Annotated in this window: 20 protein-coding genes; 9 read left to right on the top strand and 11 right to left on the bottom strand. The window is 56.2% G+C overall.

The genetic code is table 11. The features are described 5' to 3' along the window. Positions 1-43 precede the first annotated feature (43 nt). On the top strand, positions 44-2158 hold the full coding sequence (locus OSO_RS0141295) for a terpene cyclase/mutase family protein (RefSeq protein ID WP_010588531.1): 2115 nt from the start codon (positions 44-46) through the stop codon (positions 2156-2158). A 283-nt stretch (positions 2159-2441) separates the two neighbouring features. After that, positions 2442-3182: a class I SAM-dependent methyltransferase gene (locus OSO_RS0141290; RefSeq protein WP_010588530.1), complete on the top strand. Its 741-nt coding sequence runs from the start codon at positions 2442-2444 to the stop codon at positions 3180-3182. A 910-nt stretch (positions 3183-4092) separates the two neighbouring features. Here the strand turns inward: OSO_RS0141290 and OSO_RS0141280 are convergent. Together OSO_RS0141280 and OSO_RS0141275 are read right to left on the bottom strand one after the other, a co-directional pair. Next, positions 4093-5094, bottom strand: a complete 1002-nt coding sequence (locus OSO_RS0141280) for a ThuA domain-containing protein (protein WP_010588528.1) — start codon at positions 5092-5094, stop codon at positions 4093-4095. Between the two features lie 147 nt (positions 5095-5241). Then, a complete protein-coding gene (locus OSO_RS0141275; protein WP_010588527.1) occupies positions 5242-6030 on the bottom strand; it encodes an SDR family oxidoreductase in 789 nt (262 codons plus the stop codon). A 308-nt stretch (positions 6031-6338) separates the two neighbouring features. Here OSO_RS0141275 and OSO_RS0141265 point away from each other — a divergent pair, with 308 nt between their 5' ends. From OSO_RS0141265 to OSO_RS0141255, 3 genes are all read left to right on the top strand, one after another. Then, positions 6339-7703, top strand: a complete 1365-nt coding sequence (locus OSO_RS0141265; protein ID WP_010588525.1) for a PQQ-binding-like beta-propeller repeat protein — start codon at positions 6339-6341, stop codon at positions 7701-7703. A gap of 235 nt (positions 7704-7938) precedes the next feature. Then, positions 7939-9255 carry a neutral/alkaline non-lysosomal ceramidase N-terminal domain-containing protein gene (locus OSO_RS0141260; protein ID WP_010588524.1) on the top strand — a complete coding sequence of 439 codons (1317 nt, stop codon included), beginning with the start codon at positions 7939-7941 and terminating at the stop codon, positions 9253-9255. Positions 9256-9315: 60 nt separating this feature from the next. Then, positions 9316-10542 (top strand): glycosyl hydrolase family 28-related protein, encoded by a 1227-nt coding sequence (locus OSO_RS0141255; RefSeq protein WP_010588523.1) that lies wholly within the window; start codon positions 9316-9318, stop codon positions 10540-10542. A gap of 55 nt (positions 10543-10597) precedes the next feature. On the opposite strand, the gene OSO_RS0141250 is transcribed toward OSO_RS0141255, so the two are convergent. Next, complete coding sequence (locus tag OSO_RS0141250; protein WP_040594128.1) at positions 10598-11425, bottom strand: PIG-L deacetylase family protein; 828 nt, start codon at positions 11423-11425, stop codon at positions 10598-10600. Between the two features lie 295 nt (positions 11426-11720). Beyond that, positions 11721-12152: a zinc ribbon domain-containing protein gene (locus tag OSO_RS0141245; protein WP_010588521.1), complete on the bottom strand. Its 432-nt coding sequence runs from the start codon at positions 12150-12152 to the stop codon at positions 11721-11723. Between the two features lie 584 nt (positions 12153-12736). Between OSO_RS0141245 and OSO_RS49315 the strand changes: the two genes are divergently transcribed. Continuing rightward, complete coding sequence (locus OSO_RS49315; RefSeq protein WP_010588519.1) at positions 12737-13675, top strand: YdjY domain-containing protein; 939 nt, start codon at positions 12737-12739, stop codon at positions 13673-13675. Between the two features lie 96 nt (positions 13676-13771). After that, complete coding sequence (locus tag OSO_RS0141230) at positions 13772-15160, top strand: metal ABC transporter permease (protein ID WP_010588518.1); 1389 nt, start codon at positions 13772-13774, stop codon at positions 15158-15160. A gap of 150 nt (positions 15161-15310) precedes the next feature. On the opposite strand, the gene OSO_RS0141220 is transcribed toward OSO_RS0141230, so the two are convergent. The 5 genes from OSO_RS0141220 to OSO_RS0141200 all read right to left on the bottom strand — a co-directional run bounded on the left by OSO_RS0141220 (position 15311) and on the right by OSO_RS0141200 (position 19672). After that, complete coding sequence (locus tag OSO_RS0141220; RefSeq protein WP_010588517.1) at positions 15311-15643, bottom strand: rhodanese-like domain-containing protein; 333 nt, start codon at positions 15641-15643, stop codon at positions 15311-15313. A 10-nt stretch (positions 15644-15653) separates the two neighbouring features. Continuing rightward, positions 15654-15863: a hypothetical protein gene (locus OSO_RS0141215; protein ID WP_010588516.1), complete on the bottom strand. Its 210-nt coding sequence runs from the start codon at positions 15861-15863 to the stop codon at positions 15654-15656. A 158-nt stretch (positions 15864-16021) separates the two neighbouring features. Next, positions 16022-16960, bottom strand: a complete 939-nt coding sequence (locus OSO_RS49310) for an FHA domain-containing protein (protein WP_010588515.1) — start codon at positions 16958-16960, stop codon at positions 16022-16024. A gap of 250 nt (positions 16961-17210) precedes the next feature. Continuing rightward, positions 17211-17948 (bottom strand): lipoate--protein ligase family protein, encoded by a 738-nt coding sequence (locus tag OSO_RS47180; RefSeq protein ID WP_157606281.1) that lies wholly within the window; start codon positions 17946-17948, stop codon positions 17211-17213. Positions 17949-18163: 215 nt separating this feature from the next. After that, complete coding sequence (locus tag OSO_RS0141200) at positions 18164-19672, bottom strand: hypothetical protein (protein WP_010588513.1); 1509 nt, start codon at positions 19670-19672, stop codon at positions 18164-18166. A 507-nt stretch (positions 19673-20179) separates the two neighbouring features. Here OSO_RS0141200 and OSO_RS0141190 point away from each other — a divergent pair. Further along, a complete protein-coding gene (locus OSO_RS0141190; RefSeq protein WP_029248001.1) occupies positions 20180-20791 on the top strand; it encodes a hypothetical protein in 612 nt (203 codons plus the stop codon). 332 nt (positions 20792-21123) lie between these two features. Here the strand turns inward: OSO_RS0141190 and OSO_RS0141185 are convergent, their stop codons facing one another. Next, on the bottom strand, positions 21124-22062 hold the full coding sequence (locus tag OSO_RS0141185; protein WP_010588510.1) for a PdaC/RsiV family protein: 939 nt from the start codon (positions 22060-22062) through the stop codon (positions 21124-21126). Positions 22063-22139: 77 nt separating this feature from the next. Next, positions 22140-23354 carry an argininosuccinate synthase gene (locus OSO_RS0141180; protein ID WP_010588509.1) on the bottom strand — a complete coding sequence of 405 codons (1215 nt, stop codon included), beginning with the start codon at positions 23352-23354 and terminating at the stop codon, positions 22140-22142. Positions 23355-23577: 223 nt separating this feature from the next. Here OSO_RS0141180 and OSO_RS0141170 point away from each other — a divergent pair, with 223 nt between their 5' ends. Next, positions 23578-24681, top strand: a complete 1104-nt coding sequence (locus OSO_RS0141170) for a Nif3-like dinuclear metal center hexameric protein (protein WP_010588508.1) — start codon at positions 23578-23580, stop codon at positions 24679-24681. Position 24682 lies beyond the last annotated feature (1 nt).

Raw genomic sequence — 24682 nt, 5'->3', positions numbered from 1 at the left:
CACGGTCGCGACAATACTCAGGGATGAGCAGAAAGGGCCGGCGATGAGTTCTGGGCAATTGAGTTTTGGGAATGATCGCCTGGACGCGGTCACCGGCAGTGCCAAATCCGCACGATCGATCGAAAACGATCTTCAGCCCGCGATCGAACGCACGCGGGATCGCCTGCTCAGTCTCCAGCAACCGGACGGGTACTGGTGCGCCGAACTCCAGGGCGACACGATCCTGGAATCCGAATACATCCTCTTGCTGGCCTTTCTCGGTCAGGGCCAGTCGCAACGCGCCAAAGAAGCCGCCGCGTACATGCTGGACCAGCAGGGCCCCCACGGCGGTTGGTCGATGTTCCCCGGTGGACCGCTCGAGATCAGCGGTTCGGTCAAAGCCTATCTGGCTCTCAAAATCACCGGACACGATCCCACCTCAAGCTACATGGTACGCGCCCGTGAGGCGATCGTGAAAGCTGGGGGCATCGAAGAGGTCAACAGCTTCACGCGGTACTACCTGGCGATGCTGGGACTGATCCCTTACGACCTTTGTCCCGCTGTCCCGCCCGAAATGATTCTGCTGCCAACGTGGGCACCGTTCAACATCTATGAAATGTCGGCCTGGTCGCGGACGATCATTGTTCCGCTCAGCCTGCTCTGGGCCTGCCAGCCGCGAACGACGCTGCCTTCTGAACATCAGATTGACGAACTGTATGCCTGGCCCGAAAAAACATTGCCAAGAACCATTGGCGGCGTGAATCACGAAGGATCGCACGGCTGGATCAACTGGTCCAAATTCTTTCAACGTGTCGACAGTGCCATCAAGTTTGGCGAATGGCTGGGCGTGAAGCCGCTCCGTAAGAAGTCGATCAAACTGTGCGAAGAATGGATTCTCCAGCGGCTGGAAAAGAGCGACGGGTTGGGAGCAATCTTCCCACCCATCATCTGGACCCTGATTGGCCTGCGTTGCCTGGGCTATAAAGACGATTCACCTGTCATTCAGTCTCAGTTTGCCGAACTCGAAAAACTGGTCATTCGCGATGTCGACGCGAGCGGTGTCGCCAAGGTGCGTTTGCAGCCCTGCCTGTCGCCCGTCTGGGACACCGCGATTTCGACCATCGCACTCCGTGACGCCGGGGTCTCACGACACGATCCCGCCATCCGAAAATCCATCGAGTGGATCTTGTCCAAAGAGGTCAAGACGCCCGGCGACTGGAGATTCAATCATCCCGAACTCGAACCGGGGGGATGGTTCTTTGAGTTCAACAATGAATTTTATCCAGACGTCGACGACACCTGCATGATCCTGATCGCCCTCGGACGATGTTTGCCCGAGGGACTCGGCCGCGAATGGACGATGGAACTGTTCGACGATCGGTTGCTGAAAGATCCCGATGCCCCCGTCGTCTTCAGCGGACGTTCCGCCACGGCCGAACAAGCGATCACCGAAATGGAAGCGGCCGCGCCGCTGGTCATGGCCATGCGTCGCGGAGTTCGCTGGCTCAAGGCGATGCAAAGCAAGGACGGAGGCTGGGGCGCATTCGACGCCGATAATACTCGTGAAGTGCTCACCAAAGTGCCGTTCGCCGATCACAACGCGATGATCGACCCCAGCACATCGGACATCACCGCCCGCGTCCTGGAAAGCTTTGCCGGACTGGGTGTCCGGCCCGACTCCGACATCCACAAGCGAGCCTTGGACTTTATCTGGAAGGACCAGCAGCACGATCACTGCTGGTATGGTCGCTGGGGTGTGAACTACATCTATGGCACCTGGCAGGTGATTGTTGGCCTGGTCGCAAATGGGATATCCCCCACCGACCCGCGCATCTGTCGCGCCGTCGATTGGCTGAAGACGCATCAGCAGAAGTGTGGTGGCTGGGGCGAAACGGCCTGCAGCTACGATGATCCATCACTACGCGGTACGGGCACCCCGACCGCATCGCAGACGGCATGGGCCCTATTGGGCCTGATCGCCGCCGGAGAAGCCGACTCCGCCGCCGCACGCCGTGGCATCGAGTATCTACTCAGCACACAACAACCGGATGGCACCTGGAACGAAATCCCGTTCACCGGCACCGGCTTCCCACGCGTGTTCTATCTGAAGTACCACTATTACCCGTTGTACTTCCCCCTGATGGCACTCGCCCGCTACGCCAAGAAGATCGGATCGTAGCGCCTCGGGCGGAGGCCCTAAACCGCCGTTTTCCAATCGTCTTCTCGTTCCCAAGCTCCCCGGCTTGTTATTCCTCGTTTTCCTCGTTTTCCTCGTTCCCAAGCTCCCGCTTGGGAACGCCTCCTGCAATCTCGTTTTCGTCGAGCGAGGAGGCGGCTTAGGCACACGTCTAGAGGGACGAAGAATTCCCCGTACTGGCGATAAGAAACGAGGGGAAATCGTTGAATCTCGCTGATCTCAGGGAATTGCAGACCACCCAGGAATATTCCGGAAGGAACGACCGATGAGCTCCCGTATCGCGGCTGAAATGTACGAGCTGCGTACGCGACACATCACGTTCGACTTCCCTGCGCTGGATGCACTGGTCCCCGACCATTCCTGCATACTGGAAGTGGGTTCCGGAACCGGCCGAGTCATTCAACATCTCAAACTCAAGAACTGCCATATCGTGGCGGTCGAGCAGAACGCGGATGCCGCCGCGATCCTCTTACAACGCTTTGAGAGCGACTCCAGTATAGAGGTGATTCCAAGCGACTTTCTGAGCATCCCATTCGAGCACAAAGTCGACGTCGTGCTCTTCTCGTTCGACGTATTCTCCGAGTTCAACAGCGTGGAAAGTCGGATCGCCGCTCTGAATCAGGCAAGCCGCCTGCTGCGTCTGAACGGATCAGTGATCCTGTTCAATACGGTCGTCACCCGCCCAAGCGAATTGAACAAAGAGGCTCATTTTGAATTCGTCATCGGCGACGACGCATCGGGCCAATATGATTGCCAGATCGCGTGCCTGAGATCGGCACTATTCGGTGTCTCGCAATGTTCCGTCGAGTACCGGTCCGCGAACATTGAGAATACCACAATCGTGCTGGACAATTTCGAAAGAGCACTCCTGACACGAAACGAACTACTCACCCTGTTCGCACTGCATCCAGAATTGAAGTGCACCGAAGAGCTCGACACCATGACTCTGGCCCCCATTTCCGACACGACGGATACCATCGTTCACGTCCTGAAAAAACGAACCTAAAGATCGATCAGACGCAACAGGGTTCCAAAGCGGCATTTCCAACGGCCACCCTTGAGCAACATTCTTTATTCGAGCGATTCCCGAGCGAATTCGCCGCGTTGAAATACGACGGTTTCATCTGTGATTTGTCCAATCAATCTGTCACTGCGTCGCCGGGACAACTCCCTTCCAAACGTTTGGAAACAACCCGCGATTTGGCCGCTGCAAGGTGTGGAGACTTTGCTATCCTGCCTCGCTGACGTTATGGGGTGAATCAATCGAATCATTCTCACCGACGGTGGACAAGATCCATAGACGGGTCCTGCGCCATGCAGAACGAGCAACAGCCCGCATCGGGTCAGGGCGACGATCGACTTGCCTTCCATGGATCACGGACGTCTCTTCGCTGCGCGAGGAAGATGCCGCCACCGGTCTGTCTGCACATCCGTCGAAAACTGAGAGTTTCCTCGCAAAAGCGAGCTCAAAGGGATCAAAAACATGGCAATGATCAACATTGATCAACTTGGTTTGACCCATGAAAAACAGGGAGATGCTCCATGTTGCTCAGGTTGATCATGAGTAAGCGAAACAACAGGCAATGTTAGAAAAATGCCACCTCGCCGTCGGTGGAAATCAGGGTGACTGATGCGCGGACCGTAACGAAAGCCCGAGGGCGGCGATTGATCTTTCACAACTGAAGTGAAGCTTCCCCCGGTTGACGCGATCTGGCCGGGAACATGTATTGCCTCGTTATTAAGCTCCCGCTTGGTAACGCCTCTTGCCCTTTAGTTTTCTGTCGAGCAGGAACGTGGCCTCGCACCATCGCACCGATTTCTGATGCGTAGTAAGCGTTGCCAAGCGGGAGCTTGGCAACGAGGAGAAATGAGGAGAAGCAAACCCTTCTTAGCATCCTCGCGCCGTGAGCCCATACCTACTTCGCATAGTCCGCTGGCTTGCGGCCCTTGACGTAGCCGCCGAATTTGAACGGTGAGGGGGTGAATTCACCAACCAGAGCGACATTGAGGTCGTCCTTGATTTTGTCGTCCGCGTGCAGGCACCAAAGGGTCGAATTGACCAACATTCGCCGAACGCCTTCATTCTGCAAATCGGTTGCGGAACCCATCGTCGTCGTAAAGACGCGCGCAGGCTTTCCGGATTGGCTTTGGTACGTTTTCGTCCAGGCCACGGGCATCATCGGTTCGTTCCGTGCATCCTTGGCAGCGGGATCATCGACCTTCATGCCTTCCACAATCTGCCCCAACACCAGCGGAGTGCTGTCGCCGGGTAGTGGCAATCGTACGCCATAAACGTCGGTCGGCCCCCAAATCGCACCGTCCTTGATCCCCTTCAGGATAGGATGCTTTTCTTGCCCCTTGGCGAAGATTCCCCGGGTGCTTTCAGACCCATGTTTGCCATGATGCGAGATCCAGGTTTCCCCCAGTACCTGACGGCCGAATCCCTGCTCATACGAGGTGACGTCGGTGTTATCCCAAGAGTACTTCGAATACGTTTGGCCCTTGGGGAATTTAAACGCGTGCGTGGCGGTTCTCATTCCAATCACCGGGCGACCTGATTCGATGTAGTCGGCGATCAGCTTCATCTGATCGTCGGGCAGACTGCGAAACCGCGTGGCGATGATCATCAGGTCAGCGGTCTTCAAAGCTTCCAAGCCGGGGATATTGTTGTTCACCTCGGGATTGATCAGGCCCGTGGAAGGCTCGATCGGGAAGAGCACCGTGCACGCAAACCCGTGTCGTTTCGATAAGATCTTCGCGAGCTGCGGCAGACATTCTTCGGATCGATACTCTTCATCGCCGCTGATCAAGACGACTTTCCATCCCATTCCCACACCGGAGCCGCCAGGAAAGGTGATCCAGGCGTCATCGGCCTGAACGTTGCCCCCCGCGAAAACGCTGGCGATCAGGCTGAACATCGCCAACACAGTTCGAGAACACCGACGAAGTAGAGAGTTTGTCACAGGAGTTTCTCGCGAAGGAAATCACGGTTTCGAATCAGTACACGTTCCACAGGACGAAACAGGCTTCGACCACGATGGGATCAGGGTCGATACTGTTTTGACTTAGATCGTCATCGCGGTGAAGCCACCGTCGACCAGCAGGTTATGTCCCGTCAGGTAACTGCCTGCGGTGGGCGAGGCCAGCAACAAGACGGCACCCGCCAATTCTTCAGGAGACCCAAACCGCGCCATCGGCGTGTGCCGCATGATGTTTTCGACGCGATCCGGCGTCAGCACCTTTTTGTTTTGTTCGGCAGGGAAGAAGCCCGGCGACAACGCGTTGACGCGGATCCCCTTGGTCGCCCATTCCCGCGCCAAGTTTTGTGTGAGGCTCAGTACGGCGGCCTTCGACAACGAGTATGTAAACACGCGCGACAAAGGAGGGCCGGCACTGACAGAGGCGATGTTGATGATGGAACCTTTGGTCCCGCGTTCAATCATGTCTTTGCCAATGACCTGACACGCCAGACGAACACCTCGTAAATTCACATTCAGAATGCGTTCCCATTCCTCTTCACTGATATCAAGAAATGGCGTGGGAGAATTGACTCCGGCCCCATTGATCAGCACGTTTGCCTGCCGTCCCGTCGCTTTCAAATGGGTAACGAGAGCATCCAGTTCGGTCCGTTCGGTGGCATTGCAAGGAAAGTACTCGGCCGATCCCCCTTGTTCGCGAATCAGGCGTACGCGTTCATTGCCATGCTCGTCGTTGCGTCCGACAACAAGGACATGAGCGCCCGCACCGGCCAGGGCATCGCAGAACGCACCGCCCAGGGTTCCCGTACCGCCGATTACAACCGCCGTCATTCCTTCAAGACCAAACAGGTCTTTCAGATAATCGCCACCAGCCATCAGATTTGTTCCAATCTCAAAGAGAAGAAGAGGCGTTCACGGGAGAAACGCTTCAGAATTTGTCTTTGGATTTTGACCGCACGGTCTATGATTCACAAGCGGATGCCAGGAACTTGTCGTCAAATCCGACGATCAAGGACACGTTCGCGATTGAGTCAGCCGCCTGTCGAAATCACGGGGACTGGCTGGGCTCAGATTCAAAAACACCCTGATCTCATGAATACCAAGCGGCCTGTCGTCCTGATTTCCGCAGGCCGACAATGCCGCCGTTCGACGGACTCATTCAACTGTTTCAAGGAAGGCTTTCAATGTCCTTAAGTTTCAAACGTCTGCCGGTCCTTCTCGCGGTGCTTCAATTCTCATTGACCAGCACCGTTCGCGGAGAGGAATGGCCACAATGGCTGGGACCGCAGCGCGATGGTGTGTGGCGTGAGACGGGGATCGTCAAAGAATTTCCAGCAGGTGGGCCCCCCGTTCGTTGGCGCACGAAAATTGGCGGCGGGTATTCTGGTCCGGCCGTTGTCGGAAAGCATGTGTTTGTCACCGATAAGCAGATGCCTGCCGGAATCACGAATCCCAGCGACCCTTTCGATCGAACCAAACGTCAGGCGACCGAACGTGTCCTGTGCTTGAGCGATGACAATGGAGCCATTCTCTGGAAGCACGAATACGACTGCCCGTACACAGTCAGCTATCCAGCGGGTCCACGAACGACACCTGTGGTTCAGGACGGACGCGTCTACACGTTGGGATCGGAAGGCCATCTGTTTTGCCTGAACGAGGACGATGGCACCGTCATCTGGTCGAAGAATTTCCGCACGGATTACGGCCGCGAGCAACCTCCTGTATGGGGATACTCGGCAAATCCATTGCTGGACGGCGATCGCCTGATTTGTCTGGTGGGCGGCAAGGGCCAAACCGTCGTGGCATTTCACAAAGAGACGGGAAAAGAACTCTGGCGCGCACTCGATTCCGAAACCGAGCATGGTCCTGGATACGGATCACCGATCATTGTTGAAGCAGGAGGCCGTCGACAACTGATCGTCTGGCATCCTGCCGCACTCAGTTCGCTCGATCCAGAAACTGGCAAAACGTTTTGGGAAGAACCTTTCACATCGAAGGCGGGAATGTCGGTGGCAACACCGCGCTTGAGCAGAGACAAATTGCTAATCAGCGCTTTCTACGATGGCGCATTGCTTGTCAAACTCGATCCAACGGAACCGAAAGCCACGAAGGTCTGGCGTCGCCAGGGACAAAATGAACGCCTGACCGAGGCGCTGCATTGCGTGATCAGCACGCCGGTGATTGAGGGGGATTTCATTTACGGAGTCTGCAGCTATGGGGAACTGCGTGGCCTTGAACTGGCATCCGGCAATCGCCTGTGGTCGACATTCGAGGCCACCAGCAAGGTCTCGGCACGTTGGGGAAGTGCGTTCCTGGTGAAGCAGGATGATCGCTATTTCCTATTCAGCGAGCAGGGTGATTTGATCATCGCGAGATTGTCGCCAGCGGGTTACGAGGAAATCAGCCGTGCCCACCTACTGGAACCAACGGGCCCTGCGCAGCGACGCGAAGTCGTTTGGAGCCACCCCGCGTTCGCTCATCGGAATGTCTATGCGCGAAACGATCTCGAAATCATTTCCGTGTCACTCGCCGCCGACCCATCGAAATAGTCACCACGTCAGACGATTTCCATCGCGGCGGCCGCGGAGGGAAACTTTGTTCGCTTTCAGAAGGTAGTTAGAGTGGGATCGTTGAATCCCTCTGCAGGCATTGGATTTCGGTGACTTCGGAACATCCGCGAGGCTCCGGGTATTCCAAGATCACGTCGTGATGCATTGCAGTTGATTCACACGTCGAAGACCGACGGGATGTTGTCGCTCTAACAATCCACTTGAGGGGCCCCTGATGATTGCTCGGTACAGCTCGCTGGCATCGCTCCTGCTGACGATTTCGCTCACGTGTGGAATCAGTCTGGCAGACGATGCTGACTTCAAAGTGGGATTCGCTCAAAAGGACATCACGCCTCAAGTCGCCACGCCGATGTGGGGCTATGGAGCCCGGCGCGACATGCTCTCGCAAGGCACGCTCGATCCATTGATGGCGAAGGCCATCGTCGTGGAAGCGGACTCCGTACGACTGGCAATCGTCGGCATGGATACCGGCCGCGCCCCGACAACGGCCATGATGGAACAGATTCGCAAGACGATTCGTGAAAAAGCCAACATCGAACACCTGCTCATCGTGGGATCGCATACGCATCACGGGCCCGTGTTTGAACTCACCGATCGCGAAGGGTTCGGAAAAGGCAAATTCGATGCGGCGATTGCCTATCTAAAAAACCTGCCGGAGATGCTTTCATCAACCATTCTCGAAGCGGCGACAACGCTGCAACCGGCTCGAATGGGCGTCTCGGCGGCCGACGTTCCGTACAATCGCAACCGTCATTCGAAGCGGAAGCCCCCCGCCCGCGACCCGCAACTGGGGGTTGTGCGGTTCGATGATCTCAACGGAAATCCGCTGGTCGTGCTCGTCAACTTCGCAGCACACCCGGTGATGACCGACAACAAGGAACTGAAGTTCTCGGCCGACTATCCCGGCTTCATGATGAACCATGTTCAGCAGGAACTGGGAGCTCCATGCGTCTTCATTCAAGGGGCGGCCGGAGACATGAGCGTCAATGCAATCAACGTCTCAGGCCCGAAGGCCTTCGGCGAACAGTTGGGAAACGACGTCTTAAACCTGGCCAAAGCAACCGAAACCGCGTCACCGCGCCGACCCTCAATCCAGGGACGCGTGGATCGGTTCCATTTCACCACGCGGATTGATCTGAACAACCCTTCGGTGATGCTAGCCTTCAGTCAGGCGTTCTTTCCCGAATTGATTCGGAACTTCGCTGAGGAATACAAAGATGGCATGCATCCGGAAATCTGCACGGTGCTGATCAATCGCGAACTGGCGATCGTTGGTGGTTCGGGCGAATTCTTCTCGAATCATGCCGTCCGGTTGCGAGATCGAGCGTATGTCAAACACACGCTGTTCTTCGGCTACTGCAACGGTTACATGAACTACTTCCCCACCATCGAAGCCGTTTCTGAAGGTGGCTACGGGGCGGATGCCCCGGTATCACCCGCTCAAATCGGTGCGGGCGAAGAAATGATGAACCGGGCCTTGATTAACATTTACACGATGCTCGGAAAGATGGCGGAAGGTAAGCCAGACTAAATCGCGTAACGCGATTCATCGTGGACGGAACCATGATTCATCCGGAGAGCAAACGTGATCATGTCGCGATTTCTTGGATCGTTGGCGTTAATTGGTGTTGTGGCGATTGTCGGCCTGGGATCGGGCTATTCCATTCGCCCCATCCGTGGACAAGCAGAAAAGCGTCTCACGGATGGCCGCGTCAGCGTGCTTGATTTCGGGGCCGTGGGCGACGGCAAGACGGACGATCGAGCGGCCATCCAGGCCGCGCTCGACGCTGGGGAAGAGATTCATTTCCCCGACGTACGCGCCTTCTATCATGTTGAGGGCGCTCTTCAGATCGGTGGACAAAACAAGTTCGGCGCCAAACGTCTGATCGGACATCGTCCCTGCCGCGGCGGAGGTGCGTTTAAAGGAAAACCTCCGTTGATGCAGGGGGATGGGAGCGCCCCCCTGTTATTGGCAGTGGGATCGACGAATCAGAATCGCGCGATCGAGCTGACTGGCCTTTCGGCGTCGAATCCAGCCGCCCCAGTACTTGAACTGCGTAGCGGTATTGATGCGATTGTCGACAATTGCTGGTTCAGCAGTCAGCGGAATCAAGACGCGACCGTCAAGCTGCGCGAAAGTTATGGCGTGACGATTCGCGAATCAACGATCAATTGCAGCGGAGGCGGCTTTGCCGTAACGGCCTACCAGCAATGCAACGCCCTGCGAATTCAGCAGTGTCGCCTGGGCGGCGGAGATCTGGGAGGTGCCGCCCACGTCGAACAATCGGCCAATGTTCAGCTTGCAAACAATATCGTTGAGCTGGGCGTCTATGGGCTGGTGGTGTCGTCTGGGATTCGCCTCGATCAACCGGAATCAGGACATGTCGAAGGGGCCGGCGTCTGCCACGCGTTACGCGTCACGGGTAACTATTTCGAGAATGTCCAACACCCGCTGGTCATCGCGACCGCCATGAACATCGAGAATCATCCTGGCCAGGCGGTTTTTGGTGCCGTCATCGAATCCAATCACATGAGTCAACGCAGCTTCGACTTCCCACTGCTCACGATCGGTCGACTGCGAGCCGCGACGATTCAAGGAAATAGTTTCTGGCGCAAGTCCGACTCGAAGGCGCCTGCCATTTACGCGACGTATACCCGCGGGGCGACCCCGGCATACCCGGCAGGCTGTGTCATCGAAGCAAACCACCTGACCAATGGCAGCGGTGCATTCTTTCTTGGTGAGGATGTCCGCCTCAAAGGAGAAACCCTGTCTCAGATCTTGCAGACAGAGAACAGGGTCGCGGCACCTCACCCTTGAGCGAATTCAAGGACGACCAGGCGATACGTGATTTGCTTATCGATCACAAATACGTTCATGGAAGCATGGGAAACAGTCGCTTGCGTGTTTCCGCCGTCATCGGCGATCCGTACTCACATGGTTCAAATGCTTCGATATACCGTATAGAACGCCCTGCTGTTTCACCATACGTTTTCACGACCAGATCGCGATATCGATCAGCCAGTGGCCCATTGAACTGGCAGTAGAACTGCTTCACATAGTCTCGTTCGCCCGCAGCATCCTTCGGGAACGACTTCTCGTCGCACAGTGTGTACGGAAGCCATTCGAAGAACTGCGAGCGATGGCAAACCATCTGGTCAACGATGCGTTCAAGCACCGGCTCGACATCGACAACGATCGTCGGCTGGAATGGTGCGGGCCGCTGGAAGTGATCCGAAAGATAGGCGATCACCGGGTTCACTCGCAGTGCAGGCACGTCGGGAACGATATGGGGGACGATCACCATGTAAGCCGCATCGCAGACAAGGGTCGAGGTTGCACGGTGGTCAGGATGATAGTCGTTGGGGCGATGAGTCAGAATCAGGTCCGGCCGAAAACGGCGGATCAACGCGATCAGTTCGAATCTCGCTTCCAGAGTGGGAAGCAAGCGGCCATCTCGATTCGACAGGATCTCGTAGTCGATCCCCATCAAGGCCGCGACGGCATTCGTTTCCGCCAATCGCGTCTGAACCAGTTCGGCTGGCGGAAGACTTTGATGTCCGGCCTCACCATTCGTCACGCTGACAAATTTGACGTGGTGGCCCGCCTGGCGGTAAAGCGTTGTTAGCCCCCCCGCTTTCAATTCGCAATCGTCCGGATGGGCTCCAATGACCAGGATTCGCAGTGGTTCAGATGTCGTCATCAAAGGCTCGTCGTAGAAGGTGTCGGCAACTGTCGGGCACGATTCCCGAATGTTGCTCATTACACCGGCTGAGCCCCAATTTGAACAGGGACGCATCCGCGGGCGGCAACGATCCATGAGCAATCGAAGGTTGCGTCCCGAAGGACGAATGCGTGGTTCCCGAAACGATGCGCGACGGGCCTCGACATCCGTGCCGCGCATGACAATGACTCGTCGCAAACCGCCAACGAATCACCATCGCCCTGCGCCTCAAACGTGATACCAGACTTGCGATGAAACGACTGAGAACTCAGAACTAATGAGGGCTCAGAATATGAACCTTGCCCTGGCAAAATCGGCAGGCGACTTTCGAACCAACGTACTTCTTGGCGAACCGCAAGGTTTCCTGGCAATGAGGACACGGCGCATACGAGTCCGCCTCGATCACCGCCGGACTCTGTGGGTCCAGCCGGAAGTCGGCCGAGCAGAATTTGCATTGCACACGCTGCCCCAGATACTTCCGATTGATTTTGAGTTCCTGATGGCAACTCGTGCAGTCAACGAACAGCCCAAGGGGGGTAATTTCAACCAAGCTATCGACCTCCTGGAGAGGAACGAAATGCGGGATTTCGACGCTATCTTTTTCCAACTCTGGATTCAGTAACATCCGACAGGTACGGCAATGAATCATGTTCGGCGGCATCTCTTCACCGCATTTCGGACACGGTCCACCAGGCCAAGCGGGCATAACACATTTTCCTTTTCAGACGTGGCAAAGATCGCCGGACGACGCTGAATCAAACCCTTTCGGTCGGTCAGTAAAAAGCAAATCAAACGTTTCCGCTGGCCACTGAGGGTCCCCTTGATGACGGTTCTCTGAGGTCACAAGGCGCAAGCGCCGGCCATCCGTTTCTGAAGTTCCATGATTTCACTTTAACCAACGGGATGACGCAATGCAGCACGCGAATTTCGTCATCCAAATCAAACCACTTCAAATTCTTGATCCAGAAATTGCCACGCCGATCAAGGCGACGCAATATAAGACACAACGCTCACAATTCATATCAGAGACAATACAATACGCGAACGACACTTCTTCCAAGCGACGAAAGTACCGGCGAGTTGGAACCGGCGAATTATTTGCCCTCTGCCGGTGCAAACGCGAAACGAAGCCCCTTCAAGTTGCGCAACAGGTTTCCAGAAGCGGATTGAAGGGGCATTGTGAATTCTTCGATGCGAAATCGGGGCCATTTCTGCTACGGTGACACAGATTCCCGATTCCCGAAAATGTGGCCGAATCATGACAAACGTCCTTCATTCACGAGTATCCCAATGACGCGACGATTTTCGATAAGCGCTTTGATCGCCCTGCTAACCTGGACAAATCTGTGTCTCAATTGCCAGGGCGCAGACGACAATCCGCCCCCCACATCGACTGTATCCAGTCCGGATGAACCCAAGCCTCTGAACAAATCAGGAACGGTTCTCTTGGACGCCAAGGGAAAGAAGCTGCTGCTTCGAAGTGAGGTCGTGCTGCGCGAAGGCCTGCTGGAAATGCTGGTGTGCCTCAAGCAAACCAAAGAACACGAATCATTGCTCTCGGTACAGTCGCCCGCCCAGATTGTGCATGCGGGGCTCTTGGCACTGGGGGCAGAACCGGGTAGCCCCGTTCGATGGCAGCCCGAGTACCAGCCAGCCACCGGACAACAGATCGAGATTTTCCTCAATTGGACGGACGAGCAGAAGAAGGCTCATCGTGTTCCCGCTCAAAACTGGATTCGACATGCTACACGCCGCTACTTTGTCGAGAAGCTCGAAAAGCTTCCCGACACGTTCCGCCTGCCCGATGATTCCGAATTGAAGTGGGACACCAAGCACCACGAATTGCTGTGGTATGGTCACATGACCGCCATGCAGCGTGACACCTGCTTGAAGCTTTCCAAAGATGAATCATTTCAGGCCGCGGTGAAATCCATCTTCAAGCAATCGCAGATCCGCCCGATGGAAGCCAACTGGGTTTTCGCGGGAAGCTTTTTTGTGACGGATGAGAAAACCGGCGAAAAGTATTACCAGGCCGAATCAGGTGATCTGATTTGTGTCGCCAACTTTGCCACGGCGACGCTGGATCTCGCAGCGACCAGCAGTGCCACGAATGACGACCTGATGTTCGAAGCGTATACGGAGCGAATTCCCCCAGTGGGAACGAAAGTCACGATCGAATTGATCCCGATTTTCAAAGCCCCGCAGAAGTCTGAACAGCCCCGAAAATAACGCGACTTCTGAGTCTCATTTTCCAATCGGACCCAAGGATTTTGACAGGGCCGCAATTCGTGAATCGACCAAACGCCCGCGGATAACGTTGAGCTGATGATGTTCCGAGAACTGATTTCGATTCTGAGTGGCTGGGGATGGCTCGACACCTGGACGGTCCTGATTGGCGCCCTCGCCGCCATGTCGTGCTCGCTTCCGGGGGCGTGGCTGCTGCTTCGACGACAGAGCCTTCTTGGCGACGCATTGAGCCATTCCATTCTTCCCGGAATCGTGCTTGCCTATCTGGCTCTCCATCGGCTTGAAGTCAATCATTGGGTGACCCCAAATGCCGGATCGAGACACCTCGTGTTGTTTCTTGGGGCGGCTGTTTCGGGAGTCCTGTCTGCTGTCATCACGGAACTCATTCAGCGGTGGGGACGCATGGATCGCGATGCCTCGATTGGAGTGGTCTTTACCTCGATGTTCGCACTCGGCCTACTGCTGATTCGCATGTTTGCGGACAAAGTTCACGTCGATCCAGGCTGCGTCTTATATGGTAGCCTGGAAACATCGGTCTTGATGCGGCTCTCCGATGCGATCCCCATTCCACAGGCTGCCGCCGTCAATGGAATCATCCTCGCCGTGAACGGGCTGATCGTGCTGATCTTCTTCAAAGAACTGCGACTCAGTACCTTTGATCCCGGCCTTGCTGGTGCCGTCGGAGTGAATGCGAAATGGATCCAGTTAGGCCTCATGACGATGACCGCCGCGACGCTTGTGGCGGCCTTTGAAAGCGTCGGCGCCATTCTGGTGATCGCCATGCTGATCGTCCCCGCCGCGACCGCACGGCTGCTGACCGATCGCCTAGGAATGATGCTGATCCTGACGCTTATCATCGCCGCACTAAGTGCCCTGCTGGGGCACGCCGGCGCGATCACCATCCCAAGCATGCTGTTCTCGAGACTTGGTTACACAGACGTTCGCGACGCAAGCACCGCGGGCATGATGGCGATTGCGGCCGGGTGCCTCTTCATCGTGACCATCCTGGCCAGCCCACGACATGGCCTGATCCGGCGCACACTGGATCGACTTCGCCTGAAGATTCGAATCGCGAGCGAAGATCGACTCGGCAGCTTGTTTCGCCGCGACGAACTGACGACAACAAACTCGACGTCGACTCAGGTGGACCACGATCAGATGTCAGCGGGAACGTGGTTTGATTGGCTTGCCCTGAAGCATCTGTTCCGACACAGATTGATTACCGCCGCATCGCCCACAGCCACTTTGACAGATCGCGGTCGAGATTTAGCGAGAAATCTGGTTCGCTCCCATCGGCTGTGGGAAGCGTACATGGCTCGACACTTCGACCTTCCCGGCGATCATCTGCACGCCACGGCGGAAGAAGTCGAGCATTTTCTTTCTCCTGAGCTGCAGAAAGAACTTGCCATCGAGCTGGATCAGCCGACGCTTGACCCTCACGGGAAGTCGATCCCACGCCCGCTATGACGGTCGCATCACGATCAAAGTCGAGTTTCGCCGATCCCGCACTCGCGACGCCCCAAGCCGGAACGGACTCGTCGGAGAACTCGCGACGAGCAGAACACCGAGCCTGTTGGCGCTGCGTCCGAACCAGTCAGGACGGCGCGCGTTGAGCGACTAATAACGGGGGATTGATGGATCGATCTGCTGCGACCACTCGTCGATGCCGCCAGCCATATTCGTCACCTGAGGCCAGCCTTGCTGCCTGAGCCAATTCGTCACGCGCAGACTGCGTCCGCCATGGTGGCAGTGGACAACGATTGCCGATTCGCGATAGGGCTCGAGTTCACCGACACGCTGCGTCAACTCGCTCATCGGAATTAACGTCGTACCAGGAATACGCGCGGTCGCAAACTCGCTGGCTTCGCGGCAGTCGAGAAACAGAAACGACTCACCAGCCACCAATTTGTTGTGAATGGACCGGCAGTCCAACTCAAGCGGAACAGTCATCCAATTGACCTTATCGACTGATTTGCTCGCGCGCGAACTGGCGTGCGAGTTTATAGGCATGACGGAGTGCAAAGATCCGCGTTTCCATCTGCTCTTCGGTGTAGTACTTACCAATATCGCTGGCAGGAAGGCCGGCGAGAGCGATCGTCAACGGCATCAGATCAAGAAACTCCCGATATCGACGCTGCTGATCGGCAATTGAGGGATCGGGATTCGACATATCATCACTCCTGATTGACCGTTTGCCGCCGGGCGCCCACGCAGACCTGAACATTCGACCCACAAACGAGGTTTGCGAACGCAGATCCTCTCACGAGCTGGCCAAGCGAAAGCGCCAAGACACTACCAGGATTATCATTGCAGCGTCAGAGACGTACATCAACCTCGACGGCTCATGTATTGCTTGATGATATCGGCAGCCGACGTCGAAGGCTTCTCTTCCTTTTTCGGAGGAGCGGCCCCTGGAGCGGCAGGAGCCGGTGCAGCTGCAGGCTTCACGCCAGTTTCTTCCGGATTGGGAAGCCTGACGGCAAGCTGCGACGATGACGGCGCTGGTTCTGGCTCCACAGGTGCGGCGACCGGAGCCGCCACCGCTGCGGCACTCGGATAGCCCTGCTGCATCGGCATCATCTGAGGGTAACCCATTGGGGGATACCCCATCGGTTGACCGTAGCCTGGCATCTGTCCATAGGAAGGTGGATACTGAGGATACTGTGGAGGCATATAGGCGCCCGGCATCGGATAACCGGCGGGCATCATCTGGGGATAGCCCTGAGGAGGGTATCCCGCGAATCCGGGTGGCTGCATCTGAGGGTCAGTCGCGCCGATGATCGCGGTATCAGCAGGCGCCGCCACGGCAACTTCGATTGTCGAAGGGGGCGGCGCAAATGCGGGCAGCTCGTAGCTCGTATCGACATCTTCCGAACTTGTCGGAATTTCGGCCGTTGACAATGATGGAGACGACGCCGGGGCCGTCGGAAGATTCGACGCAGAAGACGGTGGATTTGATTTCCCGGACGACTGGCGAATCGCGACTTCGAGTTCCAGCTTGCCAATCGTAACGTGGTCGCCCGCCTTCAGCAGAACCTCACCCCGGACAAGTGTCCCGTTCACCATTGTTCCGTTGGTACTGCCGAGATCTCGTAACCGAACGGTGTAGTCATCGATCGAGAAGACGCAGTGATGCCGACTGACAAGATCGCTGTTTGGTCGCAGATGGCAATCTTGCTCGCGACCAACCAGGAACTTCTTGGTGTTCAGGGGGATGAGTTTTCCTTGATGCTTGCCACCAAGAATTTTCAATTCAGCCTGCAACATAAGTCAGGCACTCCCTAGGTCTAGAGATCCATACTAAATGCGGGGAAATGTTCGCTTGCGATTCCGAATGGTCACGCGCTGAATCCGTATTTTCGAGATGAAGCGATTTGTCCAAGCCACTGGCAGATATAAGAATTCAAGATATCGAGGAGAGGCCCCCTGATACGCCGCAGCAATTGATGGAAACCAAGAGGCGCTACGCTACCACTCTTCCCGTTGACTGTCAACGAGGAGTAGTGACCACAAATCATCACCGAACCTGCATATTTGTGCAGTAAACCTTTTCAAGATTTTGACATAACGCGATTTCCGATTCTGTTAAATTTCCAATCGACCAAGCCTCGGCAACCGCATCTGCAACAGATACCGTAAGGATGGTCGCCAAATTTTCAGGAAGTGACACCGAAATTAGGTCCTGCAGCCCAAGAATCTGTGGTGCATGCTCCGACGACTTCCGAATCAGACTTCCGTGCTCCATTATAGCGCCGCGCCGCCGCCGCTGTGCACTCCCCAGAATCTTCTGTCCATTCAGAGTCACGTCGTGTGCGTCCTGTCGCTGGAAACACAGTAAAGGCTCGTCGGGGCGTTTCCAGGTCGATCCTCGTAACGTCACGGGAAAATCCAACTGTCGTAGCGAACCGATGATCGCGAGATGAACGATGTCATACAGTTCGTGCGGCTGTGCAAACAACGATTGTGATGCAGGCAGACAGATACTGTACGTCAGCTCATTGTCATGCAAAATCGCCCCGCCGCCGGTCAGTCGGCGAACAACTGGCAACCCTGCGATCGAGTCGTTGTCGACAAGGTCGGCCGACTTCTGAAAGTATCCCAACGAAACAGTGGGCTCGCGCCACTGGTACCACCGCAGGGTTGCGACATTGTCAGTGATCGCGGACTCCAAAAGAGCTTCATCGACGGCCATGTTCCAGGCGCCTGAACTCGCCACAGGATCAATGAGGACGCGCAAGTAGGGAAGTCGAGACATTGTCGAAATCGAATCTGAAAAGACACCGGAGCGATCACCACCAAACGTTCGAAATCCGTCACGCCCGGACGTGGAACGCTTGCAGACGCAAGAATACCGTATTGCGCGTCGTTGCAGCAAAACATGCAACGACCGATGCCTGAAAACGAAATTCGCGCGTTGCCAGTCGCCGTGAACGGCCAGAGCCTACAGGCAGATCGAGAACACACGCGGCATTACCGTTTGCGACTTCGCTCTTGATCGCGCAGTTGTTTCTTGAGATCTCGCTTTTGGCGTTTGCTCAGACCACGCATCTGTTCAGCGGTCAATTCCGTATCACCCTGATAGGACTGCCCATCATCCTCTTCTTCGTCGTTCGAATCCGAATAGGACGAACTCGCTGGCTCCTCTTGAACTGGGGCCTCTTCTTCCTCGGGCTCTGCCTGCCATCGGGCGTGCGGGGCAGGAGCAGAGTGCGGCTGATGCACTTGCGTGACTCGGTTCGAACCTTTGGACTTTGAAGGCGGAGCTGGCGGTTCTGGAGGCTCTTCCACCGCCTCTTCCTCCCATTGCTCTTCGGCCTCTTCCCACGAGGTGGATTCGTCCGAGGCGGCCTGTTCCGTTTCGTCGGCCGACGTCAGGTCCTGTTCTTCAGCGACTTCGCCCGCGTCATCGACAGCGTCTTCTTCATCGGCCGATTTCACCCGTGTGCGCGTCCGTGCGGTGCTCGCCCGTTTGGCAGCAGGCTTTCGCTTTTTCTTCGTGGCGGCCGCCTCGTCCGTCGTCGCTTTTTTCCGACGTCTCTTCGGCTTATCCTCGTCGTCGTCTTCCGCATCCGCGCCTGTCGACGTTCGCTTCCACAGCACGAATCGGCGGCCAAGCCAACGACAAACCGACAATCCCAAGGACCAGGCACTTTGTTCGTCCAGAACCGGGGGGTCTGGGCAGATATAGGCGACGAGGCGTGCATGTTGCCACAAGCCAACAAACAAGGCGGCACTCGCGAACAAGGGAACCAGCAGATAGGTACTCGCGTACCACAACTGCCCCCGAAGTTCGGGCTGATAGAGTTCTAGGCATGCTTCCAGTAGCCAGAGCGATTCTGAGATCCGCAGCATCCAGACACTCGAAGGATTCTTTCGCGTATCTCGATCCAGAAACAGAGTGAGCGGTAGGGAAATCACACACAGTGGCAATAGCCAGGCCACCGTGTGCCCGCGCCACGGAATCAATGCCGCCTGCGCCACGATCGCACCAATCGCTCGATGCGTACCCGTCGCCTGACAGAACGCCGCGATGGCACAAAGGCCGACGGCCCACGGCCAGACTCGATAGCGCCCCGCGAAGTCGAGCATACATCGCGCTCGATACCACGTAATTAATGCCGCCAGTTGTGCCGCAAGCCCAAGCAGTACGAATTGTGTCTGCGTGACGGCCGCAGGTGACTCTCCCGAAAACAGCGTCGCCGTCAGGGGACTGAGTTGTGCGGGGAACAGGTCGGATCGAATGGTAGCAAATGCCAATACTGCCAAGAAAACCATTAGCGCGGCGGAGTAGATCCAGATCCGTGCTTCCGAGACGGGCACCCAAGGACACGCAGCTTCCGATGCCACCAACTGTGACTCGAATTGAGTTCCCTCGCCATCAACCTGGGGCGTATCAACACCCGCAACATCGCCGTTCGCGGCAAGTCGGCGACGACGACGGTTTCCCGTAGAGCTCGATCCAGCAAACTGAACGGCCATAGCAGTCATTCTTCTCGCGGCTGATTGCGTGAGATCAACGGCTTAACAGAACTCGCATGCCCCCATGCCGAGGTCATTCGATTCGTTGTCAGCCGAATTGATCACGAAAATCCGCACTTCGGGCGAATCGCCGCAAAACTTGACAATTTTTGATGAAACGCGCGTTAACAGACGACGTTTTGAAGGGATCGACAACGCGACAGAAGCGAACTTCGATCCCGATTCAGTCCCGTTGCTCGGTAGGATCGGAGTCCGGCGAATCAATCAATGACCAGAACTGTCGGCTCGCGTGAAGCTCACCTGAATTACCTAATCCAAACAACCACACTCGTCATCCGACTTGGTATCCAGTCACGAGTTCGTCGCGTTCACGTGAAGACGATGCAGTGAGATGTTAACTTGTCGACTCCGCGTGTGATTGCCGACACGTGTTGTCAACCAAACTTCCATCGAACAGGTTTTCCGTCCTCAGGGACGGCCACGGTTCGACTGATCCGAAAGAGTCTGATGCCAGATCTAGAAGAGCCTGAAGATCCAATCGTTCGCTCCGTCAGAGTCCGCCGACTGAAACTGACACGAATCATCGCAGTCGCATCCAGTTCGGTTCTGCTGGCATGTGCCGGTTGCTGTTTTCTGCTGGGAATCATCTTTCGCCCCGAAGTGCTCGAAGGCCCCGATGGTGCCAACCAAATTGCGGCCAAAATTACCGACTGGACGTTGCCTGAAGGTTTTCAGGGGAAGCTGGGTATCGTCGTCGACTTCGGCCTGATGCGATTTGAAATTGCCAAATTTCAGCAGAAAGAAGGGCGTGGCACGCTCGTCATCGGCCAATGGCAACCCACCATGGGGATGACGGCCGGACAACGTCTGATGCGGCAGTACGCACCGGAGTTGCGAACGATCAATCTCGAAAAACCAGAAATCCAGACGATGACGATTCGGGGTTGGCCCGGGCAATTTGAAGTGGGCCATGGGGAAGATCTGGCTTCAAACTCGCGCTACCAGCAAGCCTCCGGCAACTTCCGCGGGAAGGCAGGCGATGTCGTCGTAGTCCTCCAATGCGAAGAGGGGATTTTGGATGACGCCGCGATCGAAATGTTCTTGAAATCGATCAAGTAGCCCCCATGCCCCGCCCGAGACCGCCCCAGCGGCCAACTCGGTGGAGGATGTTTTGGTTGGTTTTTGTGTGCCTCTGGCTACGCCCGTGCCCAATCCGTAATGATCCGTCGCAGGACAAGGAAGGCGATCGTCTGGCCTTTCAACAAGTGTTCTTTCTGAAAGCCGATTGCCGTTCGATTCCCACCTCACAGTGTTCCTCACACCAGTACGCACTGGCAATGACACAGCCAGTGGCACACCACATCAATGAAAAAGTGTCTTTCACAACGTGGCCCCGCGTGCCCGCGGAACTCGGGCCATGTTGGTTGCCCAAGACAGACTCCGCCAAAGAGTTACTTGGTCTGAGTGTCGATGAAATGCCGTGCGGGGCTTTGGTCAGGAATCAAATCGCGAATGACGGCATATGGAACATGGACCGTAAACACGCCTTCCGCGTAACAGCCCACATGGTAGGGCGAGAAATAGAATGTCAGTCCGTCCACAGACAGTGTGAATGAACGCAAATCCTCTGTCGAAAACGACTCCATTTCTGGATCGTCGGCAGGTTCCGGTGGAACGCTTGAAGCGCCCTGCTCACGCAGATCATTCAGACAGAAGTCAACCAGACGCCGAGCCCAGGGGCTGCCACCTTCAAAGAGATCGCCCAATTGCAATTGCCGCACCATCCCGCGTGATTCGACAAAGCAGCGTCCCACAAGGACGAGATTCCCATGAGCCCCACCCGTGTATTCATGACGAGATTCCAGGATGCTGACGACTGTCGATGACGCATGAATGATGTCGAGGTCAATCGAGCCTTCCCAATTCATCAAATAGGACTGCGGTTCCTTCCAGCCCTCATAGACCGTCGTCCAATCCGCAACAGTGAACTCGGCCGCTGCGGCTTCGTATTCACGGCGGAGTTGCTGATTCAAGGATTTCAAGAACGCCGAGTCTTCGGGAAACTCGGGGATGTCACAGCTGAACGAAACCGAATGACCGCGATTCCCATAGGCAAACCCCGCCTGCCGCCTGAGCCGCAAACGCTTCGCGACGGGGCTTGCGACGCCGACATGCGGCACGGCATCGAAAACTCTCGAGGGGAGGCCTTCGCCCGCGACATGAGCCGGAAACTGATCCGCCATCAGTTCCGATGTCGCGAGCGTAAAGTCACCATGCCTTGAGACGACCGTAAAGTTTTGCGAGTAGTACGCCAGCATGGCGGCCACCAGCAAACCAAACGGAAGTCCGAGACGAAGAATTCGTCCAGCCGTTTTCAAGACGTCTTGCACGAATCGCGTCCTTCGTTGCCAATCCATTATTGAAACGAAGCGATGCGTTGATTGCGGTCAACGCCTTTGCTGCCCATTTAGTACGTGCGTGGCCGGACTCGACCTTGCACGCGTGCGGGCAATCCCATCAACCGCAGGAACCCTTCCGCATCGGTCTGATTGTAGGAACCGCCGGCTTCCATACTCGCAATTTTGTCATCGTACAGGCTGTTCGGGCTGGTGCGGCTGCATACGGTGATGTTGCCCTTGTACAGACGCAGCTTGATTTCACCGGTCACGACCGATTGCGTTTGTTTGTTAAACGCCATCAGGGCGTCCATCTTCGCCGTGTACCAGAAACCGTAGTAGACCATCTCGGCAATTTCCGGCGAGAGGCGATCCCGCAGATGCAGCAGGTCACGATCGAGCGTCAATTGTTCGACGTAGCGATGGGCTTCGTACAACAGCGTCATGCCAGGAGCTTCGTAGACGCCGCGACTTTTCATTCCCACGAAGCGGTTCTCGATCATGTCGAGCCGACCGACACCATTTCGACCGCCGATGGTGTTCAGTTCCTTGACCATGGTCAGAGCGCTAACCTTCTTGCCATTCAGCGTCACAGGGACACCCTGTTCAAAGCCGATCGTCACCTCTTCCGGCTTGTCGGGGGCTTCCTGAGGCGACACGGTCATCCCATAGTCGGGAATATCGACACCGGTGACTTGGGGATCTTCCAGCACACCCGCTTCATAGCTGATATGCAGGCAGTTTTCGTCAGAACTATACGGCTTGGCGACCGAGGCCTTGACCGGTATTCCCTTCTCTTGGCAGAACGCAATCATTTCGGTGCGGCCGGGGAACTTGTTGCGGTATTTTTCGATTCGCCACGGAGCGATGATTTTCACGCCGGGATCAAGCGCTTCGGCCGCGAGCTGAAATCGGCACTGATCGTTGCCCTTGCCGGTCGCTCCGTGGGCGTAGGCATCGGCCCCGACTTCTCGGGCCACCTGCAAACAGATCTTGGAGATCAACGGACGGGCGATCGAGGTCCCCAGCAGGTAGACGCCTTCGTATCGAGCCTGCCACTGCATGACGGGGAACGCGAAGTCACGACAAAGCTCTTCCTGAACGTCGACAATTCGAGCCGACTTGGCGCCGCAAGCATACGCCTTCTTCAGCACGGCTTCGCGATCTTCTCCCGGCTGGCCGAGATCGACGTAAACGCAATGAACGTCGTAACCTTCGTCCTGCAACCACCCGAGAATAACCGAGGTATCCAGTCCGCCCGAATACGCGAGCACACAACTTGGCATGACAACTTTTCCACTCAATGACTTCGTGACAATCGGAATTCAAACGGCAGATCACGACGCAAATGCGCTTGCTGTTTTCGGAATGGCGTTCCATATTCCCCGAAAAACAGAGCCAGCTCGCGCCCCGAATTGGCCTGTGCGGTCATTATAAGCGGGAAACCGTCGCAGTGGCAGCCTTGCCACGATCATCACGCCGCGCCCACCTACGATGAGGATGTTTTTCATGACCACCGTTCGCGACGTCTGCGACCGACTGAAAACAATCGCCCCGCTTCGTTTGGCGGAAGACTGGGACAATGTTGGACTGATCGTCGGTGACGAAAACCGTGAAATTGAACGCATTCTGACCTGTCTGACGCTGACAAGTGACGTGGCCGACGAAGCGGTTCAATCCCGGGCCGGATTGATTATCACGCATCACCCGATCCTGTTTAAGCCTGTCAAAAGCATTACCGCGAACACCCCAGAAGGGCGAATACTGCTGACCTTGATCCGGCACGAAATTTCGGTCTACAGCCCACACACCGCGTGGGATAACTCGGACTGCGGAATCAATCAGCAACTCGCGGAACGACTGGAGCTGCACGACATTCGACCGCTGCGCCCACACAAGGCGGAAGAACACATTAAGATCGTCACGTTCGTTCCCGAACCGCAACTCGAAGCACTCAGGTCGGCGATGTGGAACGCCGGGGCGGGTGTGATTGGGAATTATGAGAAGTGCAGCTTTACAACACGCGGAACAGGTTCGTTTCAGGGTTCTGAAACGACACAGCCCGCGGTCGGACGGGCTGGGCAGTTCGAGCAAATCGACGAAGTGCGACTGGAGATAGTTTGCGCCCCTCAGCAGCTCGATCGCGTGCTGAATGCCCTGCGCGAGGGCCATCCATACGAAGAACCCGCAGTCGATCTGTTCTCTGCAAGATCGCTGGGTGATGGTGCCGGATCAGGTCGCATGGGAACTCTGTCCACTCCGATGACGCTGGCACAGTTGAACCGGATTGTGGCCGAGAAGCTTCGACAGCCAAATCTTCAATTCGTGGGTGATCCATCCCAAACGATCAAGAGATTGGGAATTGCCTGTGGTGCAGCGGGCGAGTTCTTGCACGACGCGCACCGAGCAGGATGCCAGGCGTTTCTGACGGGCGAAGTCCGTTTTCACGGATGTTTGGAAGCGACCGAACTGGGTATTGCCCTGATCCTGCCGGGTCACTACGCGACTGAGCGATTCGCGATGGAAGCACTCGCCGCACGACTCGGCCAAGAATTTCCCGGGTTGCCCGCCACTGCCAGCCATCACGAAACCGATCCCGTACGCACAGCCTGAG

Source organism: Schlesneria paludicola DSM 18645, assembly GCF_000255655.1.
Lineage (GTDB): Bacteria > Planctomycetota > Planctomycetia > Planctomycetales > Planctomycetaceae > Schlesneria > Schlesneria paludicola.
The sequence above is the reverse complement of the archived record's forward strand: the minus strand, read 5'-3'. Positions and strand labels throughout refer to the sequence as shown.